General features: G+C 65.2%; 12 protein-coding genes. 10 read left to right on the top strand and 2 right to left on the bottom strand.

Going from position 1 to position 17,902, the window contains the following annotated elements; translation table 11 throughout:
• The first annotated feature begins 1 nt into the window (after window position 1).
• From NDN01_RS06275 to NDN01_RS06235, 9 genes are read left to right on the top strand one after another with little or no spacing between them, the layout of a single operon-like run.
• Window positions 2-1,414, top strand: a complete 1,413-nt coding sequence (locus NDN01_RS06275) for an FAD/NAD(P)-dependent oxidoreductase (protein WP_272626512.1) — start codon at window positions 2-4, stop codon at window positions 1,412-1,414.
• Window positions 1,407-2,555, top strand: coding sequence for an NAD(P)/FAD-dependent oxidoreductase (locus NDN01_RS06270; protein WP_272626511.1), 1,149 nt, complete (start codon window positions 1,407-1,409; stop codon window positions 2,553-2,555). Before NDN01_RS06275 ends, NDN01_RS06270 begins: the two co-directional genes overlap by 8 nt.
• Window positions 2,552-3,808, top strand: a complete 1,257-nt coding sequence (locus NDN01_RS06265) for a sarcosine oxidase subunit beta family protein (RefSeq protein ID WP_272626510.1) — start codon at window positions 2,552-2,554, stop codon at window positions 3,806-3,808. The genes NDN01_RS06270 and NDN01_RS06265 overlap by 4 nt, the downstream gene beginning before the upstream one ends.
• Window positions 3,808-4,071 carry a sarcosine oxidase subunit delta gene (locus NDN01_RS06260; protein ID WP_272626509.1) on the top strand — a complete coding sequence of 88 codons (264 nt, stop codon included), beginning with the start codon at window positions 3,808-3,810 and terminating at the stop codon, window positions 4,069-4,071. Before NDN01_RS06265 ends, NDN01_RS06260 begins: the two co-directional genes overlap by 1 nt.
• Entirely contained in the window at window positions 4,068-6,782 is a 2,715-nt protein-coding gene (locus NDN01_RS06255; protein WP_272626508.1) for a 2Fe-2S iron-sulfur cluster-binding protein, read from the top strand. Before NDN01_RS06260 ends, NDN01_RS06255 begins: the two co-directional genes overlap by 4 nt.
• On the top strand, window positions 6,775-7,212 hold the full coding sequence (locus tag NDN01_RS06250) for a sarcosine oxidase subunit gamma (RefSeq protein WP_272626507.1): 438 nt from the start codon (window positions 6,775-6,777) through the stop codon (window positions 7,210-7,212). The genes NDN01_RS06255 and NDN01_RS06250 overlap by 8 nt, the downstream gene beginning before the upstream one ends.
• A gap of 23 nt (window positions 7,213-7,235) precedes the next feature.
• Window positions 7,236-8,537 carry a spinster family MFS transporter gene (locus tag NDN01_RS06245; protein ID WP_272626506.1) on the top strand — a complete coding sequence of 434 codons (1,302 nt, stop codon included), beginning with the start codon at window positions 7,236-7,238 and terminating at the stop codon, window positions 8,535-8,537.
• Window positions 8,538-8,564: 27 nt separating this feature from the next.
• On the top strand, window positions 8,565-9,425 hold the full coding sequence (purU, locus tag NDN01_RS06240; protein ID WP_272626505.1) for a formyltetrahydrofolate deformylase: 861 nt from the start codon (window positions 8,565-8,567) through the stop codon (window positions 9,423-9,425).
• A gap of 22 nt (window positions 9,426-9,447) precedes the next feature.
• Entirely contained in the window at window positions 9,448-10,626 is a 1,179-nt protein-coding gene (locus tag NDN01_RS06235) for a DUF3089 domain-containing protein (protein WP_272626504.1), read from the top strand.
• Window positions 10,627-10,876: 250 nt separating this feature from the next.
• On the opposite strand, the gene NDN01_RS06230 is transcribed toward NDN01_RS06235, so the two are convergent.
• Together NDN01_RS06230 and NDN01_RS06225 are read right to left on the bottom strand one after the other, a co-directional pair.
• Window positions 10,877-13,375 (bottom strand): TonB-dependent receptor, encoded by a 2,499-nt coding sequence (locus tag NDN01_RS06230; RefSeq protein ID WP_272626503.1) that lies wholly within the window; start codon window positions 13,373-13,375, stop codon window positions 10,877-10,879.
• Window positions 13,376-13,576: 201 nt separating this feature from the next.
• Entirely contained in the window at window positions 13,577-15,520 is a 1,944-nt protein-coding gene (locus NDN01_RS06225) for a tetratricopeptide repeat-containing sulfotransferase family protein (protein ID WP_272626502.1), read from the bottom strand.
• Between the two features lie 267 nt (window positions 15,521-15,787).
• Here NDN01_RS06225 and NDN01_RS06220 point away from each other — a divergent pair, with 267 nt between their 5' ends.
• A complete protein-coding gene (locus tag NDN01_RS06220; protein WP_272626501.1) occupies window positions 15,788-17,863 on the top strand; it encodes a CocE/NonD family hydrolase in 2,076 nt (691 codons plus the stop codon).
• Window positions 17,864-17,902 lie beyond the last annotated feature (39 nt).

The following is a 17,902-nucleotide window of genomic DNA, read 5'->3' as shown; positions in this document are numbered from 1 at the left end:
GGTGCGCGACATTCACGCGATCGACGGCAAGCTGCCGGCCCCCGACGCCCGTTTCGACGTCGTGGTCGTCGGCGCCGGATCGGCCGGTACGGCAGCCGCGATCGACGCGGCGGCGGGCGGGGCCTCGGTCCTGCTGGTTGACGAGAATCCGGTGCCGGGCGGGCTGATGGGCACTGACGTGCCACTCTTCTACGGCGGCCGGATGACCGCCGCGGTGCAGCAGCCCGGCCGCATGCTGGAACAGGTTTTCGCCAGCAACCCCGCGCTTGAAGCAGCATTCGAGGCGGGCGTCGATGTCCGCCTCGGCACCGTTGCCTGGGGGCTCTACATCAACGGCCCGGCGATGCGCGCCATGCCCGAGCCGATGGTGGGGATTGCCGACGCCGAGAGCGCGTCGATGATCGGCTTCGACCGGCTCGTGCTCGCGACCGGCGCCCGCGATCTGGTGCTTGGCTTCGCCGGCTGGAACCAGCCCGGCGTTATCGGCGCTCAGGGCTTCGCCGCACTGCTGACCCGCTACGATGCGCTCGCCAGCCGCCGGGTGCTGATCGTCGGATCGGACAGGCTCGGTCTGGAGACTGCCTTGCTCGCACTGTCGTATGGGATAGAGGTCGCGGGGATCATCGAGATTGCAGACACCGTGCAGGGCCCGGACGACCTTGCGGAACGTCTGTCGGCAACGGGTGTGCCGATCCATCTCGGCCACACGATCGTTTCAACGGCGGGCGGAATCGACGGTGTCGAGACCGCCCGGATCGCACCAGCCGGTGGCAGCGCGATCGTCGACATTGCATGCGACACGATCTGCCTCGCGATCGGCACCCGGCCAGCCACCGAACTGCTCGATGCCGCGGGGGCAGAGGCCAGCGACCGGATAGCCTTGGTCGGCGATTGCGCCACCACCTCCCCACCCGCTCCCGAACGGATCGAAGCCTGGAGCCGGGCGCTGGGCCGCCATGCCCCGGCTGACACGATCGTCTGCCAGTGCGAAGAGGTGACCCGTGCCGACCTGATCGGGGTTCAGCCACCGTCCTATCTCGACCGATCCGAGCGCATGGCCGCGCGGTCGCTGTCGAGCCTGCTCAACGACGGCCCGGCCCATCCCGACCAGATCAAGCGGCTGACCCGGGCGGGCATGGGCCAGTGCCAGGGGCGCCGCTGTCGCGATCAGGTCGCGTGTCTGCTCGCACAGGAACAGGGCGTGCCGCTCGCCTCGGTGCCGGTCGCCAGCTTCCGCGCGCCGGTTCGCCCGGTGCCGCTCGGCATTCTCGCCGACTGGCAGGAAGGCCCGGAGATGACCAGGGGCTGGGACGTGTGGTTCGGCATTCCGACTCAATGGACTCCCTATGCCGTGATCGGCACACCGGACGAGGCCGACCATGTCGCGGGTCTTGGCGGCAACATGCATGTCTGAGCCGGCAGCACCGAAGGGCGCATCCGTCATCGTCATCGGCGCCGGTGTGACGGGGCTGAGCGCCGCCTGGTGGCTGGCGCGATCCGGCCTCGACGTCGTCGTTCTCGACAAGGGCATTGTCGGCTGGGAAGCATCGGGCCGAAACGGCGGCGGCGCCTCGCATTATCAGAGCCCGCTCTTCGCCGAAGAACAGCGCATGTGGCCGATGATGGACGAACTGCTCGGCTATCCCACCGAATATCGCCGTGAGCGGATCATCATCCAGCGCGATCCTGATCTGCTCGATCACTATCGCGCCGTCGGGCGGATGTGCTCCGCGATGGGCTATCGCGTCGACGATCTCGACTCGAAGCAGGCGCAGGAGATGGTGCCGCTGACCGACGAGACCTGTCTTGGCGGTATCCATCTTCGCTTCGGCGGCCATGCCAATCCGCAGCGTACGGTACAGGCCTATGCCTGGGCATTACAGGATCTGGGCGGGCAGATTCTGCAGCATTGCCCCGCCTTGTCGATCGTGACCGCGGGAGGAAAGGTCGTCGCGGTAGAGACTCCGCGCGGTCGGATCGCGTGCGATGCGCTCGTCGTGGCGGCAGGCCCGCAATCCGGTATGTTGCTTGCGCCGCTGGGCGTGGATTTCCCGCTGGCCTCGGCTCGTGCCGAGATGATCGTGACAGAGCCGGCCCCGTTGATGACAATCGGCGGCGTCGACGGCAACGGCCTCTACGGACGCCAGACGCTGCGCGGCAATCTCGCCTTTGGCGGCGGGCCGCATGAATGGATATCGGTGGAGCCGGCGGGTCCGGTTGCACGGCCAACCTCGCCGCTGGTCCGCAACCTCGCCCGCCGCGTCGCCGAGATGTTCCCCCGGGCCGCCGGCTTGAACGTCATCCGCTCCTGGGCGGGCGTGATCGAGAACACACCGGACGGACGCCCGATCCTCGACCGGCTCACCGATCCCGGCAACGTCACCGTCGCGACCATGTCCGGCGTCGGTTTCGGCCTGTCGCCGGCCAGCGGCCATGCGATCCGCGATCTGGTGATCGATGGCGCCTGCTCCTTCGCGGATATCGCCAAGCTCGGCCTCGCCCGCTTCGCAACGCTTGAGCCCGACTGGTGCGAGCAACGCGGCTGGGCGGCATGACGCGCTATTCGGCGCTCGCATTGCTGCGGGCAGGCTTTACGGGGCAGCGCCACTGGCCCCGCGCCTGGCGCGACCCGGCGCCGAAGAAGCATTACGACGTGGTCGTCATCGGCGGCGGTGGGCACGGACTATCCACTGCCTATTACCTGGCCAAGGTGCACGGCATGAAATCGATCGCCGTACTGGAAAAAGGCTGGATCGGCGGTGGGAATACCGGGCGCAACACCACGATCGTCCGTTCCAACTATCGCCAGCCGGCCCTCCACAACCTGTTCGATTTCGCACTGACCCTGTGGGAGGGGATGAGCGACGAGCTGAACTACAATGTCATGTTCAGCCCGCGCGGCGCGCTGTTCCTCGGCCATTCGGATTCGGACATGACTCGGCTGGCCGAGCGCGGTGACGCATTGCGCTGCGCTGGAATCGACGCCGAACTGCTGACCCGCGACCAGGTCCACAAGATCGTGCCGCTGCTCGACATGTCGCCGGACGCGCGCTTCCCGGTCCATGGCGGCTTGACTCAGCGGCGCGGCGGCACCGCCCGCCACGATGCCGTCGCCTGGGGCTATGCCCGCGCCGCCGACTCGCTCGGGGTGGATGTGATCCAGAATTGCGAAGTGACCGACCTCGTCATGGCGGGCGGGCGCATCACCGGCGTCGAGACCAGCCGCGGCGCGATCGGCGCCGGGCGTGTCGGCATCTGCGTGGCCGGCAATAGCGGGCCCGTCGCCGCTCTGGCGGGAATCAAGCTCCCGATCGAGGCCCAGACTCTTCAGGCTTTCGTCACCGAACCCGTCAAGCCGATGATCGATACGGTCATCATGTCGCAGTCGCTGCATTGCTATATCAGCCAGTCGGACAAGGGTGGCATCGTGCTTGGCGGCGACCCCGATCAATTCCCCAGCTATGCCCAGCGCGGCCTGCCTGCCCGGATCGAGAAGGCAGCGGCGGAAGCGATCGCGCTTGTCCCTGCCCTGTCGCGGCTGCGCATGGTGCGCTGCTGGTCGGGCACGACCGACATGAGCTTCGACGGATCGCCGATCATCTCGGCCCTGCCGGTCGACGGCCTCTACCTCAACGGCGGCTGGTGCTATGGCGGGTTCAAGGCGACGCCTGGATCGGGCTGGTGCTATGCGCATCTGCTCGCCACCGGCGAGCCCCATCCACTAGCAGCACCTTTCAGCTTCGACCGGTTCGCACGCGGTGCAACGATCGATGAAGCGGGGGTCGGCTTCATGCCGCAGCTTCGCTGATGATGCTGATCCACTGCCCCCATTGCGGTCCCCGCGCGCAGATCGAGTTCAGCTATGAACGTACGCTCGATTCGATCGTGACGCTCGATATGCCGGCCAATGAAGCGGTCGCGCGGCTCTATGCCCGCACTAATCCGCGCGGACTGGATGACGAATTGTGGCGCCACGGGCTCGGTTGCCGGCAATGGCTGGTGCTGCGCCGTCATCGCCAGACCCACGAGATTGTCTCAGTCACTGACTATGTTCCGGCAGTGCCCCGGTGAGCGGCCCTTCGCGGATTTCCGGCGGCGCAGCTGCCACGTTGCGTTTCACCTTCGACGGTGTCGCGATGCTTGCCCGGCCGGGCGACACGCTGGCGGCGGCGTTGCTGGCAAACGGCGTCGGGCTGGTTGCGCGGAGCTTCAAATATCATCGTCCACGCGGGATCATGGCTGCCGGAGTCGAGGAACCGAACGCGCTGGTGACGGTCGGCGAAGGCGGCCGGACCGAGCCGAATACGCGGGCAACCGACCTGTTCGTCTATGACGGACTGGTCGCGCATAGCCAGAACCGCTGGCCTAGCCTCGGCTTCGACCTGGGAGCAATCAACGGCCTCGCCTCGCCGTTCTTCGCCGCCGGCTTCTACTACAAGACTTTTTTCGGCCCGCCCTCGCGCTGGATGCTTTACGAGAAGCTGATCCGCCGTGCCGCCGGCCTCGGCAAGGCGCCGACCCAGGCCGATCCGGATCGTCACGAACACCGCGCCGCCTTTTGCGACGTGCTGGTGGTCGGCGGTGGCGCGGCCGGGATCGCCGCCGCGCACCAGGCGGCGCAGGCCGGCGCACGCGTCATCCTGGTCGAACAGGATCATCGCCTCGGTGGGGACGCACCGCCCGGTATACGCACCCTGTTGCGCACCACCGCATCGGGCCTTTGGGATCATGGCTTCGCAACGCTCGCCGAACGGCTGGCCGAACCCGGCCAGATACCCCCGGCCGGTACGCCGGTCCAGCGCCTCTGGCATGTCCGGGCTGAGCGGATCGTCCTCGCGACCGGGGCGTTCGAACGGCCGCTGACCTTCGCGGGCAACGACCGCCCCGGCGTGATGCTGTCCCAGGCGGTGCGGACCTACATCTCCCGCTTCGATGTCCTGCCCGGCCGGCGCGTGGTGATCGCGACCAACAATGATGATGCCTATGCCACCGCCGAAGCCGTCGCAGCAGCCGGTGGCGAGGTCGTCGCGATCCTCGACGCCCGTAATGCCGCGCCCGAGACACGTTTCCCGGTCTTCACCAATGCAGCACCGCTCTCGACCAAGGGACGGCGTCATCACTTGGCATCGGTCGAGGCACGGATCGATACGGACAGGCGGCGGTTCGATGCCGATCTGCTCGCCATGTCGGGTGGCTTCACGCCGGTCGTGCATCTCCACAGCCAAGCGGGCGGCGCGCTCGACTGGCGCGGCGATATCCAGGCATTCGTACCTGGTGCCTCGCGTCAGGCGGTGACCAGCGTAGGCGCCGCGGCCGGCGCGGTTGCGGCCATCGCCCCGGCCACTGCCGCCCTGCCCGATCCCAAGCACAGCTTCATCGATTTCCAGAACGACGTGACCGCCGCCGATATCGATCTCGCCTGGCGGGAGGGCTATCGCTCGGTCGAGCATCTCAAGCGCTACACCACGCTGGGCATGGCGACCGACCAGGGCAAGACCAGCAACATGGCCGCCCTCGCCCGCCTCGCCGGCGCCGCCGGGGTCGATATCCCGCAAGCCGGCCTCACGACCTTCCGTCCTCCTTTCACGCCGCTTACCCTGGGCACGCTTGTTGGCGCCGATGGAGGTGGGCATGCCGCGCCGAGCCGCCGCCTTGCCTTGTACGACCGGCACCAACGGCTCGACCCGATCTGGCAGCCGCTCGGCTATTGGCATCGTCCCCGTGCCTATCCGCTGGCAGGCGAGACGTTGCATGACGCGGCCACGCGCGAAGCCCGCGCGGTGCGCACCGCCGCCGGTATCGTCGACGTCTCCACCCTCGCGAAGTTTGCCGTGTCAGGCCCCGACGCGGCGGCCCTGCTCGAAATCGTCTGCGCTACGGGAGTGAAGCTCGCGGTCGGACGAGGGCGCTACACCATCATGCTGCGCGAAGACGGCATGGTGATGGACGACGGCACTTTCTGGCGGCTGGAGGAAAACCGCTATCTGCTCACCAGTTCGACCGGCGGCGCGGACCGGATGGAGGCCCATCTGAGCTATGCGCATCGCGTACTGGCCCCGCATCTGCGCGTGTCGGTGGTGGCACAGCAGGAACATCTTGCAGGCATCGCGCTGGCCGGGCCGCTCGCGCGCGATATTCTCGCGACGCTGGCCGGCATCGATCCGCCGGCCCATATGGGCGTTGCCGACGCAACGATCGCCGGCGTCCCGGTACTGGTCCTCGCCGCAAGCTATAGCGGCGAACGCGCCTTCGAAATCTATGCTGCGGGCAGCGAAGCAGCGCCGGTGTGGGATGCGCTTGAAACCGAAACGCGCGCGCACGGCGGCTGCCCCTATGGCCTGGAAGCGCTTGAGTTCCTGCGCATCGAGAAAGGCCATATCGTGATCGGCGCCGAGGCCGATGGCCGCACGACACCGCACGACCTCGGGCTTGGCCGGATGCTGCGCAAGAGCGCCGGCTTCATCGGCAGCGCTGGCCTCACTCGACCGGCATTGTCTGCCGACGGACGGATGCAACTGGTCGGCCTGGAAGCGCATGACGAGGCAATCCCCGAAGGATCGATGCTGATCGCGGCGACAGGCGCGCCGGTGCAGGGTCATGTCACATCCGCGGCAGGTCGCGTGCTGGGCAACGGCGCGATCGCGCTTGGATTGCTGGTCGATGGCCAGGCCCACAAGGGCGATGTCCTGCTCGCCTCCTCGCCGACCCGCGACCAGCATGTCCGAGTCACGGTGACCGACCCGGTTTTCTACGATGGCGAGGGAACACGTTATCGTGATTGATGTGTCCGTCACCACCGCGCCGGCAGGCGACGTGATCGTCCTTGATCTCTGGGCTGCCGATGCCCCCCCGGCCGAGAACGGAATCCGTTTGCTTCAGGTCGAGCCGAGGCGCTGGTGGCTGATCGACGCCGGCGAACGTGCCGACGATATCGCTGTCCGGATCGCTGACAGCGGTGCAGCGACAACGATCGGCGGCGGCCTCGTTCGCGCGACGCTCAGCGGCCCCGGCTGGCGCACGCTCCTCATGGTCAGCGGTTGCTTCGACGCCGAGGATCCGAGCTTCGGCATCGGCCAGGTCGCGGCAACGACGATCCATCACATACCGGTCTGGATCGCTGTGACACGCGACACGGCATGTGAAGTCTTTATGGCAAGCAGCTACGCGCCTGCCCTGACCGAGCTATGGGCGGGCGCAAACAACCCGGCATGACCGGGGACTAAGGGGGGCAGATAATGACACCGACTACGCCGCGTCTGGAATCCGTCCGCTGGTATGTCGTGCTCGTCCTCGGCCTGGTCTATGCCCTGAACATCGCCGATCGCTATGTCGTCTCGACGGTCCTTGAACCGATCAGGATCGAATTCAACCTTTCCGATACCGGGGTGGGCTGGCTGACCGGAGTGTCGCTTGCCCTGTTCTACATTACCGTCGGCATCCCGATCTCCCAGCTCGCCGATCGATCCAACCGGCGCAACATCGTCGCCGTCGCGATGGGGCTGTGGTCGCTGATGACCGCGTTGCTCGGTCTCACCCAGAATTTCTGGCAGTTCCTGCTGGTGCGCATTGGCGTGGGGATCGGCGAGGCCGGTGGCACGCCCCCGTCTACCTCGATCATCGCCGACTATTTCCCGCGCGATCGTCGGGCCTTCGCGCTGACGGTCTATGCGCTCGGCCTCCCGCTCGGCGCCTGGCTCGGCTCGAACGTCGCCGGCCAGATCGTCGATCATTTCCACAGCTGGCGCGCCGCCTTCATCGCGCTCGGCGCGCCCGGTGTGCTGTTCGGGTTGATCATCTTCCTCACTGTTCGGGAGCCCGTGCGCGGGCGCTTCGAGTGCGTCGACCCGATCACCGAGGAAAAGACCTCGCTCGGCGAGACGCTGCGCTTCCTCTGGTCGCAGCGCTCGGCCTGGCACATCAACGCGGCGGGCACGGTCATCTGCCTGTGGGGCTGGGGCCTGATGTACTGGACCCAGACTTTTCTCGAACGAAACTACGGGCTGACGACAGCGGAGGCGGGCGCCCGGCTCGGCACGATCTATCTCTGGGCAGGCATCGCCGCGACGCTGGCGACCAGCGCGATCTGCGCCATGCCGCAGATGCGCGAGCCGAAACGCATCGCCTGGTTCCTCGCCGGCATAACCCTGTGTTCGACCATCCCGTCCTTCGTCATCTACTGGACTCATTCACTGTGGGTCGCGACGCTGATGCTGTGGATCGTGGTGCCGGCCATCTATCTCTATGTCGGGCCGACCATGGCGTTGCTGCTCAATTTCCTACCCTGCTCGATGCGGGCACAGGGCATGGCGATCAGTCTCCTGACCGCGAACGTGGCCAATCTGATTGTGGCGCCACTGGTGGTCGGCTGGATCAGCGACACGCTCGCCGGGCCGTTGCACAGCAATGCCGAATCCCTGCGTTATGCCCTGATGGCGCTGTCGCTGACCGGCTTCTGGGCTGCCTATCACTATTGGACCAGCGTCCGGACCTACGTCGCGGACGGCCAGCGGATCCAGTTGACCGCCGCAACCGCCTGATCCCTTTCATCGCTACTTGGAGCCCCGATGCCAGCGCAGCATTTCATCCTTACTTTATCCTGCCAGGACCAGCCGGGCATCGTCGCCGCCGTTTCCGCGCATATCTTCGCCTGCGGCGGCAATATCACCGATTCCAGCCAGTATAACGACGCGGAACTGGGTGGTTTCTTCATGCGCACCGCCTTCGCCCTTCCGGGCGGCACCGACCTCGCGGTCCTCCAGCGCGGGTTCGACAACCTGGCCGACCGCTACGGCATCACGCTCACGCTGCGCCCGGCGGCGGAACGGCAGAAGGTGCTGATCCTCGTCTCGAAATTCGATCATTGCCTGGTCGACCTGCTCTATCGCCGCCGCATCGGCGAGCTCGACATGGACGTGGTCGGAATCGTCTCCAATCACCCGGCGGAAACCTTCGCCACGCTCGACTTGGACGGCATCCCCTTCCACTATCTTCCCGTCACCGCGGCGACGAAGCCGGAGCAGGAAGCCCGGATCTGGGAGGTCTATCAGGCGACCGGAGCCGACCTGGTCGTGCTCGCGCGCTACATGCAGATATTGTCGGACGAACTGTCGGCGAAGTTCGCCGATCGCTGCATCAATATCCATCACAGCTTCCTGCCCGGCTTCAAGGGCGCCAAGCCCTATCATCAGGCCCACGCGCGCGGCGTGAAGGTGATCGGCGCGACGGCCCACTACGTCACCGGCGATCTCGACGAAGGGCCGATCATCGAACAGGATGTCGAGCGCATCAGCCATGCCGACACCGCCGAGGACCTGGTGCGCAAGGGCCGGGATATCGAGCGGCGGGTTCTCTCCCGCGCGGTCGGCCTTCATCTCAGCGGCCGCGTGCTCGCCAATGGCGCGCGCACCATCGTGTTTCGGGATTGACCGCCAGCCTTAAGGATCGACCATGAGCCTGTTTCTCCTGATCGCCGCGACGGCCGCGCAGGCACCCGCGCCGAACGACTATCGTCGTCCCGAAACCTGGCTGTGTCGGCCCCGCCGGACTGACGTCTGCTCGGGTGACATGGCCGCGACGGTCATCGCCGTTGAGGGTGCGATCAAGGCCGACCGGCCCGTGACGGCAAGCCAGCCCAGGGCCGATTGCTTCTATGTCTATCCGACCACGTCGATGGACGAGACGATGCACAGCGACATGATTCCGGATCGCCAGGAACAGGGCATGGTCGCCTCGCAGGCCGCCCCGCTCCGCGACAAGTGCCGTATCTTCGCACCGATCTACCGCCAGGTGACGCTGCCGGCGCTGCGGGCTGCTATGCGCAAGGGTGTCGCGCCGTCGGCCGAGGACTTCGCCCTGCCCTATGCCGATGTTCTTGCGGCCTGGCGCGATTATCTGGCGCGTGACAATGGCGGACGCCCGTTCGTGCTCGTCGGACACAGTCAGGGCTCGGCGATGCTGAAGCGTCTGCTGGTCGAAGAGATCGACGGCAAGCCAATCCAGCGACGCATGCTCTCCGCGATCCTGCCCGGTGTCTCGGTGATGGTACCCTATGGCAAGCATGTCGGCGGCGACCTCAAGGCCACGCCGCTCTGCCGTTCGGGGGCTGAGACCGGATGCGTCCTCACCTGGGCAAGCTATCGCGACACCAATCCGCCACCGGCGAACGGCCTGTTCGGCCGCTCGCCGCTGATCGGCACGTCGGTTGCCGAACTGGAGGCGGGGTGCACCAACCCGGCGAAGCTGGAGGGCGGCAAGGCACCGCTTGATCCCCTGCTCGGCTTCCCATGGTGGCGCGGCGGCGTCGCGCAGTTCAAGCAGCCTGCCATCTGGTCGGCAAAGGGCAAGTCAGTGCCAACCCGCTTCGTGCGGATGCCGGGCCTTTTATCGGCCGAATGCACGGTCCGGAATGGCTTTTCCTATCTGTCGGTTCATGTAGAATCGGGCACCGCGACCGACCTCGCCGACACCGTTATCGGCACCGCGACGGTCGGCGACACCGACTATCCCGACTGGGGCTTCCATGTCGTCGACATGGCGATCGTGGAAGGCGATCTCGCCCGCCTGATCGGCAGCCAGAGTGCGGCATGGTATCGACGGCATCGCCTGAGCGGGAAGGTTTTGCCCTGAATCGCCATGCTCCGCCGCACTGATTATGTCACACTCTCCAACAACAAATACGACACATTACGCGCACAAGAATATGATTTTATTTTATAATATTCCTCATGCCCGAGCAGTCATGCCCAGACAGGCATGACAAAACTCTCCAACGTTCCTTCATCACGGCGCGAAGGATCTGCTTCAGTCCGTTCTCGTCAGGCGCAGACAAAAAAGGGGGCGGCATGCGCCACCCCCTTCGACCTTCTGGGCAAAAGCCTCAGAACTTCACCTTCGCCCGGAAACCGATCGTCCGCGGCCGAGCATAGGTTACCCGGTCGCCCGCCTGATAGACCTGGTAATAGGTGGCGCGGGCGACGTTGGTGATCTTCACGCCATTGGTCAGGTTATTGCCGAACACGCCCAGCTCGATATTGCCGATATCATAGGCGATCGACGCGCTGACATTGTTCGATTCCGGGATGACCGCATAGGACGAGTTCGGGCCGTTCTTGGTCAGGACCCCGTTCACGATCTTGGTCGCGAAATTGTTGAACGTCGTATATTGCTCGGACTGGTACTGATAGCTCGCCTGGAGATGCAACTGGCCCGGGCCGACATCCCGATCGTAGAAGATCGATGCCGAGCCGGTCCAGGCCGGGAAATAAGGCGTCCGGTCGCCATCGAACGCACCGACCGTCGGGATATCGCCCTTGGCCTTTGAGCTGTTGTAAGATCCGCTGCCGACCAGGGTGATCTCCGGACTCGCCTTGATCATCGTCTCCAGCTCGACACCCTTGCTGGTGATCTTGCCCTTGTTGTCAGTGAAGAAATAGGAGCAATCGAGGCGCAGGCGGGTCTGCACGTCGGACCAGTCGATATAATAAGCGCTGGCGTTCAGGGTGATCCGCCCCCCGGCGAGCTTGGCCTTTTCGCCGATCGTGTAGTTCCAGAGCTTGTCGGGCCCGAAGGTCAGCGGTGCGGCGCTATACCCATAAGCCGCGAGATTCTGGGTGCACTGGCCGGCAACGCCCTGCGTGCCAAGCGGCACCGGCTGGTTGCCGCCGCCATAGCGGAAGCCCTTGGCGACCTCGCCATAGATCATGACATTGTCGTTGATCTTGTAGGAGATGTTCCCGCGCGGGTTGACGCCGTCCGATTTCAGCGTTGCGTTCGTCGTCAACGGCACATGGTTGACCACGCCATAGACGCCGGCCTCGAATAGGTAATATTTTTCCTTGAAGTTGAAGTAGCGCAGGCCAGCCGTCAGATCGAGCTTGTCGGTGACGTGCCAGGTGCCGTCGGCATAAGCCGCAATCTGGTGCTCGTCGATGTCCTGGAGGCCCGAGAAGATGTCGTTCGACTGGAACGCGCCATCGACCAGCTTCGAATCATATTTGCCGTTCGGCGTGTTGAACGGGCCGTAGAAGTAATTCATGTAGGAAAGCGTATCGAAGCCGGGCGTCGGGATATCCTGCCGGAGATGGCGCTTCTGCTTCTCGTAGAAAGCACCAACGGTCCATTTGACCGCGCCGCCATCCTTCGAAACCAGGCGGATTTCGCCCATATAGTCCTTGAGCTTCTGATCGATCTGATACAGCTCGGCCGGGATCTTGTTGGTGACCGACTGGTCGTACTTGGTCGGTGCCTTGAACAGCGGATAGGTGGTCGAACTTATCGGCAGCGTACCGCCGCTATAGTCCTGGAAGAAATAGCCGATCTGCGGACCGGGCTCGGCATCGAAGCCGATCGCACGATCGGTATAGGCACCGGTGACGACCAGGTTGGCGAAACCGACATCATAGTCGGCGCCCAGCGTGTAGAGCCGGAAACGATCGTCGGTACCCTCTGGCCCGTTGGTCGAGACGGTGTAGGGCGCAAGTCCGCTCAGGCCCGTGCTGAGGCCGTTCGCGATGCTGCGCTCATAGGTCATGCTCGCATCAAACGTCAGGTCGGGAGTGGGCGTCCAGCGGATGGCGACGCGCCCCTGATAGGTGCGATTGCTGTTGGCATTCTGCTTGTTGTAGGTGCCGATATTGTCGATGTAGCCGCCGTCGCGACCGACATAGAAATTCGCCCGCACCGCAAGCTGATCGGACACGACGGGCAGATTGACCATCCCGCGAAAATTGTAGCTGGCCGCCCCGTGCTCGGTCGTCGAGACACCGGCTTCGGCCGTTCCGAACATCCGGTTGAGATCGGGCTTGGCGGTCACGAACCGGACGGTACCGGCCATCGAGCCGGCCCCGTAGAGCGTTCCCTGCGGCCCGCGCAGGATTTCGACGCGCTCAAGATCATAGACCTTGAGGTCGGGCGTCTGCCCCTGCACCGAGATCGGCGTGTCGTCGAGATACACTGCGACCAGTGAGCGATCGGATGTGTCCGACGAGGCATAGCCGCCCGTCGAAAGGCCGCGCATATTGAACTTCTGGTAGCCCGGCGCGCCTTCGGTGATGGACAGCGAGGGCGTGAACTTGGCGAGATCGGACAGGTTGCCCTGCCCCGACTTGGTGATCTGGTCGACGTTCACCACGGAGACGGCCATCGCCACCTTCTGCAGGGATTCGGCGCCGGAGCGATTGGCGGTGACGACGATATCGGCGAGTTCCCCGCTCTTAGCCGAGTCTGCCGGTGCACCCTCTGCGTCCTGGGCCTGTGTCGCTACCGGAGGGGTCGCCGGGGAAGGATCGGAAGCAGCGAAGGCAGTGCCGGGCGCGACCGCCACAAGGCTTGCACCGGATACCATCAGGATCGCCAGCAACCGCGCACGACGGCTCATCCGGCCCGATTTTTCATATGACTTTGTCATTAGCCCCCCATTTTGACGAAAGTGTATATCAGGCCCGTCCGTCACAGCCTCGAGCCTGCATGGGCGTCAGCTTGTGATTGTCCGGGGCCTGCCCCCGATTGATGCCGAAGGTCTCGCGATTCGGCCCAAGCGGAAAGCAAAATAATCGGATGGGCGCATCCAATATAGGCATCATGGCCGCGCCGCGCCTTCGTCCGGGAGCGCCCCCAAGGCTCCGACCAGCGGCCCGAGCCATGGCTCGAAACGACGCCATTGATCAAGCCCGTCGCGAAAGATCGGGCGTCGCACCTGCTCCGAACTCGGCGTCCGGACTGCCCGGTCGGTCTCGAAGAACCTCAGGCAGCCCATCTCGAAATCGAGCCCGCAATAGTCGAGCAGCCGGCGCGATTGAAGCTCCGGATCGTCGACCAGATCCTCGTACGACACGCGCAGGATGCGACCGGGAAGAACCGTGGCGAAGTGCGCCATCAGCTTTTCATACTGAACGAAGTAGCTGCCGAGATCGGCCAGGTCGTAGCTATACGCCTGCCCCTGGGCAAAGCATTGCCTGAACAACGAGACGCAGCAAGCGAGCGGGTTGCGGCGCACATCGATAATCCGCGCCTTTGGCAGCATCAGGTGGATCAGCCCGACATGGAGGAAATTGCCGGGAAACTTGTCGACGAAAAAAGGCCGCCCCGAAGATCGCCGCACACGCGTCCGTTCAAGATATTCTGCGCCGAGTTCGGCAAAAGCGACCGGCGGCATATCCGCAAGCGAACCGGGATAGGCATGCGACTTGCTCTCGCGCCTCGCCAGATGCCGTGCCATTGCCGTGACGTCCGGCAATTCGGACGCGCCCTCGACCGCGCTGTGACTGGCCAGGATCTGTTCGATCAGCGTTGACCCCGATCGCGGCATGCCGAGCACGAAGATCGGAGCGGCGGAATCAAGGCCAACGCCCGATCGTGCCGCAAGGAAATCCGGACTGAACGTCGCGATCGTGCGATGGACGAAATCGGCATGGGCCGCCGCGTCATAGGGAAGCGTCACGCGTCGCGCCGCGTTTCCCTGCCGATAGTGCTCGAAAGAATCGGCGAAACGCGCGTCGTCCTCCTTTGCCTTGCCGAGCGCGAAATGCAGGTAGCAGCGATCCTCCGAAGACAGCTCCCTGTCCGAGAGAAGAGTTTCCATGCGATCGACATCCGCGGATTCGAAACGCCAGGTCTTGAGATTGGCGAGGCTCCAATAGACTTCACCAGACGCCGGCGCCCGGGCGAGCGCCTGGCGATAGGCGTCCACGGCATCGGCCTGTCGTCCGACCGCGCGTAGGGCGTGACCATAGCCGTGCCAGACGTGAGCATCGTTCCGATCAAGCGCAAGCGCCGCGGCGAAATCCTCCACCGCCTGCCCTTCGTACCCGAGTTGCAAGTGAATCGCCGCACGCAGTGCCTGGTACAAGGCGACACCGGGCCGCGCGGCAATCACCGGATCGATCGCCGCAAGGGCTGCCTGCGGCCGGTCAAGCCGATGACGAACAATCGCCTCACGATAGCATGCCGGGAGATAGCCGGGCGCAAGCCGGGTCGCGGCCGCGAGGAGCGGCAGAACGGACTCGTCACGCCCCAGGCGCATACCGACATCGGCCAGAAGGCACAGTGCCGCCACATCGTTCAGGTCCAGACCGAAGCGCGTCCTCAACATGTCCGTCGCACCCTCGCGACCGTCGAACAGCGCGCTCGCTCCCTCGGCAAACATCCCGTCGCCGAGACTGCCCGGCAGCGGGCGCGACTGAGCCTCCCTGGCGTCGACCGGCTGGCCGGTCAGGAGCAGCTGATCTCCAAGGGCATGCCATGCCAGCGACGAATTGGGATTGGCCGCGGTCGCGCGCGTCAGAGCGGCGGACGCGGCTGCCTCCTGACCGAGCGCCGCCAGCGTCATCCCGTGTTCGTAGTGGAGCCCCCATGCGTCAGGCCGAGCGTCGGTGAGCGGAGCAAGCACCGCCAGCGCTTCGCGCAGATCGCCGCAGCGGCGAAGCGCCGCGCCGAGGATGAAGCGTATCTCCATCGCGTGAGGAGCGCGTTTCAGAAGCGCTCGCGCGACCGCCACCGCCCCAGCCGGATCGGTACCCAGCATCTGCCTGGCCTGGGCAATGGTCGGTTCCCGGGGCGCGGATGGAGGATCGTCGACGGCTGTGGGCAGAACAGGTGTCCCGAAATTCGATATCTCGGGCAGAGCGGGATGGCGCGGCGCAGGATAAGCTCGCCTGTCTATCAGCGCGCCACCGAAAATCTATGATGGCATTGCAAAAAGGCATTGGTGACGCGAGGAGGTTCCCCGCAGGCTGTGCCGAAAACGACCGGTGAACGGCATGGATGCCGGTTTTCCGGGGCGGAGGGGGTCATGACCATGCTGAATTCACGCCGGGATTTTCTGGCAGCGACAGTCGCCGGGCTTGCCCTCGGGCGAAGCGCGGTCGCCCGGGCCGGTGGCCGCGCACCCTGGAATCTGCCTGAAAAGGGCGAGGTGAAACGCATCGATGTCGTGCGAATAGAGATGCGCGACGGTATCCGGCTGTGCGGCCGGCTCTGGCTGCCGGCTCATGCGGAGACGAAACCGGCACCGGTCGTCCTCGAATATATCCCCTATCGTACCCGCGATGCCTATAGCGCGGCGGACGATTATTGGGGCGAAACACTCGCCAGCCACGGCATCGGCTTTGCCCGTATCGACATCCGCGGCTCGGGTGATTCCGAGGGATTGCTGCACGACGAATATCTCGCGAGCGAGCAGGATGACGCCGCGCAGATCATCGCCTGGCTTGCCAGCCAGCCCTGGTGCAACGGTTCGGTCGGCATGCGCGGTATTTCCTGGGGCGGCTTTTCCACGCTCCAGACCGCCATGCTCAACCCGCCTGCGCTGAAGGCGATCATGCCGATGGCCTGTTCGGACCGTCGCTACACCGACGACGCCCATTATATCGGGGGCTGCCTCGGCCTGACGAACTTCAAATGGGGGACCAACTTCAAGGCCGTCATGGCCGGCCCACCGGACCCTGCCATTGCCGGCCCGGCCTGGAAACGGATGTGGCAGGAGCGGCTCGAGGCGTCCCCGCCGATCATCGCCCGCTGGACCGAGCATCAGCACGAGGATGCCTATTGGCGGCACGGATCGCTCAGGTTCGACTATGCCGCGGTGAAATGCCCGACCTATGTCGTAGGCGGCTGGGCCGACGCCTATGTCCATTCGGTGCCACGACTGCTCGAAGGCCTCACCTGCCTCCGCAAGGCGCTGGTCGGCCCCTGGGGCCATACCTATCCCTGGCTCCGTGGCCCCGGCCCGGCGCTCGACTGGGCGTTCGAGGAGATACGCTGGTGGTCGCAGTGGCTGCGCGGCGAAGACACCGGCATCATGGAAGAGCCCATGCTGCGCTTCTACCGGCCGACCGCAACCGCTGCCCAATCCGCCCCGGGCGAGATGCCGGGCGAGTGGGCGGCGGAAGCGGTGTGGCCATCGCGACATATCCGGCCGCGCAGGCTATATCTGACCGACAAGGGTCTCTCGCCAAGCCCCGGGCCAGCTTCCACACGCCGCCATCAATCGCACAATGCGGTCGGACTGAAAACGCCGGAATGGGTGCCCTTCGGACAGGAGGAAATGCCGGGCGACCAGCGGGCCGACGATGCTCTTTCGATCACTTATGACCTTGCGCCGCTCGAGGCCGATATGGATCTGCTAGGCGTCCCGACGGTCAGGCTGCGCGTGGCCGCCGACAAGCCGGTCGCGCAGGTCGCCGCGCGGCTGTGCAAGGTGATGCCGGACGGCACGTCGTGGCGGCTTGCCTATGGCCTGCTCAACCTGACTCATCGCGATGGGCATGATGCGCCGCGCCGGCTGATCCCGGGCAAGCCAGTCGAGGTGGAGATTTCGCTCGGGTTCATTGCCCAGCGGCTGAAGGCGGGCGAACGCCTGAGGCTCGCCATCTCCGAGGGGCTGTGGCCGTTGGCCTGGCCCTCTCCCGACAGCCCGACACTCACGCTGGAGCCGGGGGGCAGCACATTGACCCTGCCGATCCGCGTGTCGCCGCCGATCGAAGCGGCGATGCCGGTCCGTATCGTGCCGATCGCGCCGGACAAGGGCGACGTCGTGGTGAAGACGACCGACGAGGATGGCCGGCTGAGCGTCTCGGGTGTCTGGCCCGACAAGCCCCGGACCTGCGCCAATGGCACGCAACTATCAGGCTATGGTCCCAATACGGTCGCGAGGATTACGCGTGGCGATCCCAATAGTGGCATCTGGTCGGGCGAGCGGGTCAGCCGCTATCGCCGCGACGACTGGAATTGCGAGATTCGCATCGCCTTTGAAGTAAGATCGACATCGGCGGCGTTCGACATCGTCGAGACGATCAAGGCCTTCGATAATGGTGCTCCTGTCTTCTCACGGGAAGCCAAGCGATCGATCAAACGAAGCTTGGTTTAACGACGCGCATGGCGAAGGCGATATGAATTCCCCGCTGAC

This window comes from Sphingomonas sp. QA11 (genome assembly GCF_028473665.1).
Taxonomy (GTDB): Bacteria; Pseudomonadota; Alphaproteobacteria; order Sphingomonadales; family Sphingomonadaceae; genus Sphingomonas; species Sphingomonas phytovorans.
Note: the sequence above shows the minus strand (reverse complement) of the source record. Positions and strands in the feature narration are given on the sequence as shown.

Excerpts from the sequence above, each read along its gene's own strand:
- purU (WP_272626505.1), top strand. The coding sequence starts at position 8,565 with ATGCCAGCGCAGCATTTCATCCTTACTTTATCCTGCCAGGACCAGCCG.
- NDN01_RS06270 (WP_272626511.1), top strand. The coding sequence starts at position 1,407 with ATGTCTGAGCCGGCAGCACCGAAGGGCGCATCCGTCATCGTCATCGGC.
- NDN01_RS06265 (WP_272626510.1), top strand. The coding sequence starts at position 2,552 with ATGACGCGCTATTCGGCGCTCGCATTGCTGCGGGCAGGCTTTACGGGG.
- NDN01_RS06235 (WP_272626504.1), top strand. The coding sequence starts at position 9,448 with ATGAGCCTGTTTCTCCTGATCGCCGCGACGGCCGCGCAGGCACCCGCG.
- NDN01_RS06245 (WP_272626506.1), top strand. The coding sequence starts at position 7,236 with ATGACACCGACTACGCCGCGTCTGGAATCCGTCCGCTGGTATGTCGTG.
- NDN01_RS06260 (WP_272626509.1), top strand. The coding sequence starts at position 3,808 with ATGATGCTGATCCACTGCCCCCATTGCGGTCCCCGCGCGCAGATCGAG.
- NDN01_RS06230 (WP_272626503.1), bottom strand. The coding sequence starts at position 13,375 with ATGAGCCGTCGTGCGCGGTTGCTGGCGATCCTGATGGTATCCGGTGCA.
- NDN01_RS06225 (WP_272626502.1), bottom strand. The coding sequence starts at position 15,520 with ATGCTGGGTACCGATCCGGCTGGGGCGGTGGCGGTCGCGCGAGCGCTT.
- NDN01_RS06220 (WP_272626501.1), top strand. The coding sequence starts at position 15,788 with ATGACCATGCTGAATTCACGCCGGGATTTTCTGGCAGCGACAGTCGCC.